Origin of the sequence: Streptomyces phaeoluteigriseus, assembly GCF_001896135.2 — a bacterium.
In the GTDB taxonomy this organism is placed as follows: domain Bacteria; phylum Actinomycetota; class Actinomycetes; order Streptomycetales; family Streptomycetaceae; genus Streptomyces; species Streptomyces phaeoluteigriseus.
Window position 1 is genome coordinate 1 of sequence record NZ_MPOH02000059.1, and the last position, 4812, is coordinate 4812.

Consider the following 4812-nt stretch of genomic DNA (forward strand, 5'->3'; position numbering starts at 1 on the left):
TCCAGATCCGACAGCTCATGACGACGCACCATGCACCACATGATCCCCCATCAGGACTCTTTGAAGACACTGCCTAGTTGGAGCCGTAGCACCCGCCCGGCGGCCGTGGCCGCCGGGCGCCGCGTACAAGGAGCCGTGTCCCATGGCCAAGGAAACCGCCGTTCCCTCCGCGACGTCCACCCGGAGCTCTGCCGACGTTGCGGCCACGCCGCCGTTCGGCATGGCACACGCAGCCGTCATCATCGCCTTCGTCATCACCGCCGCCGTGCTTGCTCTTGACGGCCAGCAGGTGCAGGACATCCTCGTTCTGCTGTGCGGCGCCGGCGCCATCGGCACCGCAGCGGTCGCCGGCGTGGTCCTGCCCACCAGGGCCGGCCGGCGTCTGGCCCGGTTCATGCAGGCCTACCGCGCCAGTTCCGACGAACGCTGAGGCAACCTGCCATGGCCCGACCCCAGACACCGCTGGACTTCACCCTCTACGAGCAGGCCCAGCTCGCCAAGTACCTGCGTGAACTCCACGCCAGGACAGGCCTTGGCTTCGCCGAGCTCGCCGCCTGGGCGGACTCCTCCTGCGCCACCCTCAAACGGGCGGCCTCGGGCAGGCAGGTGCCGCGCCGCACCGTCGTGGAGGATTACGTCCAGGCATGCGTCCCACCCGGCCTCGATCGGGATATCAGCACTGACTGCGCTGTCCGCCTGTGGAAGAGAGCCCGCTACGCGCAAGAGCGCCCAGGGCGCGCCTACGCCGAAGCCCGCCCCGAGTACGTGCGCGACTGGAGAGACTTCAGCGGAGCACTCCGCGACCTCCATGCCTATGCGGGTTTTCCCTCGGCCGCGGAAATGGAGAAGAGAGCCGGCGACTGGGGCACGCTGCCCCACAGCACCGCGCACCGGATCATCAAAGCCCGCAGTGTGCCGACGACCCATCGCCAGCTCGCGGGCTTCCTCGATGCGTGCGAAGAACCCGAACGTCGCCACCACCTGTGGTCACAAGCCCTGGCCAAGTGCCTTGCCCATCCGGACGGGCTGGCTCCTCTGGCAGGCCGCTTCCCGGCGGGCAAACGCCAGCCGGCCAGCAACGCGGGCCATAGGCCCAGCGTCACCAGCGAGCTGTCAGTTTCCGCCATCTGAAGGCGGTCGTCGAAATACCGCCCCGGTCACACAGTGCAGGGCCTGCACCCCAGCGCGGGCCTGCCGACGGCACCGGGCATCAAGCTGAGCCCCGCGGGGACGACGGAGCCCACGCCTTGCCCCCACAGACCGCTCCTTGGCCCCTGCAAGGAGGGCAGCCTGTCGGTTCGACCACGGATCCTCGTCCCGGACCGAATCGATTTCCCAGCCCCGTCAGCCCTGTGACCTGCGGAAACACTGCGACGGACGTGGTGGCGGGGGCAGTTGGGAAAAATACTTGGTCTCCGGCATCCGGATCCGGGCCCCCTGCGGCGTGTAAGGGATGAGGGCCCTGTGTCTTCATCAACGAGTTCGTCACTACTGGAAGGCCTGGTCGATGACTTGGTCGTACTGGGTGGGAGCGGGCGGGGTATCACTTCCCGTGCTGGTCCTGCTGTTCTTCGCGATGCGCCGCGCCAAGGGCGTCGTGGAGATGCTTGTGAAGGCGCACATCGAGACCCGGTCGGAGCGCGAGCAGCGCGCCACCATGGTCGCGATGGCGCAGTCCCTGCCCGACGGCGGCGCCGCGGCCCGCTTCGAGCAGGGACGGCCGGCGTGGCTGTTCCGCAAGGACGCAGCCGACCCGGCAGGCCACCGGGCCATCGCCACGCGGGAGGCTGCGTGAGCGAGGCCGCTTTGGGAGCGGACTTCGAGTCCTTCGTCCTCGAGACCATCGAGGCGTTCTCCCGACTGGCCCGGGCCCAGGCAGGCGACTTGCACAGCGCCCAGGACGCCGTGCAGGACGTCTACCTGAACATGTACCGGCGGTGGGATTTCCTCACCGCCGGTACGGGTTCCCTGACCGCCTACGGCCGCACCGCGGTGAAGCGGGCGGTCATCGACCAGTTCCGCCGCAACAAGCGGATGGTCATGGTTCCCGTACATGAACTGCCCGAAAAGGAATCAGGCATCGGAGTCCCCGAAGCCGCCTACGAAATGATTAAGGAAGGCATCGACGAACTCGTCAAAAGCCTCCCTGAACGGCAGTGCGAGGTCATCACCCTGTGCATTCTGCAGGACCTCAGCCCTGACGTGGTTGCACAGCGCCTCCAGATTAAGGAGGAGTCGGTGAAGCGCTACATCAAAGCCGCCGCCAACAACCTGAAGAAGTCCATCAACGAACACAGCGAGGAGGTAACCGTATGACGCACCTGTCCGCTTGGACGCACCACCCCGAGGAGCGGGGAGCCATCCGGCTCCTCGCCCTCTGGCTGCTGCTCGAAGGTTCCGAGCAGGCAGTTTCCAAGGGTTCTCGGATCGGCGAGAACCCTCTTCAGGCGGAGGGGGGCCAGCCTTCGGGCTGCCCCCGGCCCCCGCCCCCAGCCCGGAAAACCCTGGAATCGGAAATCATCGACTCGGTGTGCGCCGTGAACTGCACTCTCTCCTGAAAAAGGAAATCGATGACTCCGCAACACCACAGGAAACACGTCGCGTAGCAGAAATCCTTGAGTTCCTGGACAGGGATGATGAAGCGCGAAGCTGGTGGGAAAAAGCAGCTCTCAAGGGTGATCAGGATGCACTGGACTATCTCCATGTCCTCGATGCCGAGAATGAAGAAAAACTATCGGCATGCTGCGGGCAAGAGAGAGAACAAACTGATGAAGCATTCCGTTCATTCGTGAGCGCATTCGCATGCCCGCCTCTTCTCATTGCGGACAGACTTGATTCCGCATTGGGAGAAGCTGGCGTCCGAATGCCTGAGGGATCACAGAATCTGGTCCGCGAGATCGAGGACTTCCTGACCCACCTGGACCACACGACCGGCGGACCACGGTGCTGACACGACAGCGCCTCACGCCCCCACCCACAGGAGAGCTTCTATAGATCAGCTTCCATGAGGCCTTCACGCTGGAAGGCCAGACGACTCGTTGAGGTGGCGGCCCTCCCCGCGAACGCGGGGGTGGGCCGCCACTGCGTTGGGCCCAGCACGTCCGCAGGGGGTGGGGCCGCCACTGCGGTAGGGGCGACGAACACTCACGCCTCATCCAACGACGGTTCGACGCCGTGCTCCTGTCCCCGTCGAGGGCCGGGCGCGGGCCAGCCGTCAGGCCTTCGTCCTGGCAGCCCTGTGAACGACGGAGGCGTTGTCATGCCTCGACAGGCGCACACGCTCCGGCCACACGGCGGACGCTATCGCCGGTGCCACCAGGGAGCCGGTCAGGGCGATCCTGAAGCGCTCGGGTACGGCAAAACCGCCTGGAGGTTCCTGGCCGCGCTGCCCGGCTACGCCCGCCAGCCCTACCGCCGGCGCGCACACCCCCGGCTCCGCACCCGCCGGCACCACCAGGAGCAACGGGCCGGCCCTTGGCGGGTGAGGAACCGGCGTTACGCGTGTACGCCTAATGTACGGCCTACGTACGCATTACGTACGCGAAGGCAGCATGCTTATGCCCATCGCATGCCGATGGCGGACAGCTGTTCCATCCGCTCGGGGGTGAGTGTCGCGGCTCTGCTGCGCTGGTTGCTGATCCAGGCGCCCAACTTCAGCTCCCGGACCTCGTGGTCCTTGCCGCTGCCGCTGCCGCTGCCGCCGCTCCCGTCGTGGCCGACGGCGATCCGTTCGATGTGCTGCCTCGGTACGCGCAGGTGTCCTTCGCGCCGGTAGTACTGCTGGGCGGCGGCGTAGTTCATGGCCCATTTGTCGGCCTGGCTGGTCCGCGGTTTGGGTTTCTCCTCGTCGGTGGCCGGTTGGATGCCGAGGATGTGCTCACACATCCATTGCTGCACGCCGGTGAGCTCGTCCCACCCGAGGCGCTGCGCCCGCGCCCACCGTCCGAGGTCTTCGCCCTGGTGCACGACCTGGCCCGGCGAGATGGGCAGCTCGCCACCGGCCTCGAGGTGCTGGCGGACGAGGTGGAAGCAGCGTTGCCATTCCACGGGCCAGGCCGGGCACCAGGCCGGGTCGATCTCTTCCAGCTGTTCGCGCCGCTCCTCCGACAGTGCCCCGGCCGCTGACTGAACGGGCAGGCCCTGGGCGCGCCGTTGCTCGTTCTCCTGTGCTCGCCGGGCCGCGGCCGCGCGTTCTTCAGGAAGATCCCTACCCGGTATCCCTGGTAGGTGGCGTCCAGGGGGGCCAGGAGGTGCCCGTGTTCGGCGGCCCACCCTCGAACGGCGGCCAGGCCCTCTTCCCAGGCGACGTCGTAGTGCGACCAGATCATGCCGAGCTTGTCCAGCTGTGCGATGCTGTCACCGCCCAGTCTTTCTGAGTTGTTGCTGTGGCTGCGAGCTGGGGTTTCTCAGTTCTTCTGGGTGATGTTCGCGGTGTCTGGGGGTGCCCGGAGTGTGGGGCTGGGCGGTGTGTGTCTGTCTGACCTGCGGGTACGGGGTGTGCGCAGGTTGATCGCGCGTCGTGCAGTTCCGGTGGGTTGCTACTTGGTGGGACGGCGTCAGGTGGTGTCGGGGTTGGTGAGATCGGCGTGAGTGAGGGTGACGCGGGTGGCTTTGCCGGCCTTGCTGGCGGTGGTGGTGGGCGGCTGGACGCGTACGTGGACGAAGTAGACGCGGACGCCGGAGAGTTCGGTGTAGGGCGGCCAGGCGCCGGGCGTGCCGTCGGTGGGGAGTTCGAGGAGCTTGTCGGTGATGTTGTAGATGACGAGGTAGGCGGTGTGCTGCCCGTAGTCGTGGGCGTACTTGACGACCTGG

At 66.7% G+C, this 4812-nt stretch carries 7 protein-coding genes and 1 pseudogene; 5 read left to right on the forward strand and 3 right to left on the reverse strand.

From position 1 onward, the window contains the following. Positions 1 to 142: 142 nt before the first annotated feature. The 5 genes from BM536_RS38440 (at position 143) to BM536_RS40605 (ending at position 2950) form a co-directional block, all read left to right on the forward strand. Positions 143 to 430: a hypothetical protein gene (locus BM536_RS38440; protein ID WP_073499884.1), complete on the forward strand. Its 288-nt coding sequence runs from the start codon at positions 143 to 145 to the stop codon at positions 428 to 430. Between the two features lie 11 nt (positions 431 to 441). Then, positions 442 to 1131: a helix-turn-helix domain-containing protein gene (locus BM536_RS38445; protein ID WP_073499882.1), complete on the forward strand. Its 690-nt coding sequence runs from the start codon at positions 442 to 444 to the stop codon at positions 1129 to 1131. Positions 1132 to 1507: 376 nt separating this feature from the next. After that, positions 1508 to 1795, forward strand: coding sequence for a hypothetical protein (locus BM536_RS38450; protein WP_073499881.1), 288 nt, complete (start codon positions 1508 to 1510; stop codon positions 1793 to 1795). Next, positions 1792 to 2316 carry an RNA polymerase sigma factor gene (locus tag BM536_RS38455; protein ID WP_073499879.1) on the forward strand — a complete coding sequence of 175 codons (525 nt, stop codon included), beginning with the start codon at positions 1792 to 1794 and terminating at the stop codon, positions 2314 to 2316. Before BM536_RS38450 ends, BM536_RS38455 begins: the two co-directional genes overlap by 4 nt. 214 nt (positions 2317 to 2530) lie before the next feature. After that, on the forward strand, positions 2531 to 2950 hold the full coding sequence (locus BM536_RS40605; RefSeq protein WP_143651148.1) for a hypothetical protein: 420 nt from the start codon (positions 2531 to 2533) through the stop codon (positions 2948 to 2950). Between the two features lie 605 nt (positions 2951 to 3555). Here BM536_RS40605 and BM536_RS45180 read toward each other — a convergent pair. From BM536_RS45180 to BM536_RS41020, 3 genes and pseudogenes are all read right to left on the reverse strand, one after another. After that, positions 3556 to 4047, reverse strand: a complete 492-nt coding sequence (locus BM536_RS45180; protein ID WP_425444731.1) for a helicase associated domain-containing protein — start codon at positions 4045 to 4047, stop codon at positions 3556 to 3558. Positions 4048 to 4241: 194 nt separating this feature from the next. Then, positions 4242 to 4328 (reverse strand): annotated as a pseudogene (locus BM536_RS45185) (hypothetical protein); the annotation flags it as partial. 228 nt (positions 4329 to 4556) lie between these two features. Next, positions 4557 to 4812 (reverse strand): hypothetical protein (locus BM536_RS41020; RefSeq protein WP_158086594.1); only part of this gene is annotated, 256 nt, incomplete at its 5' end.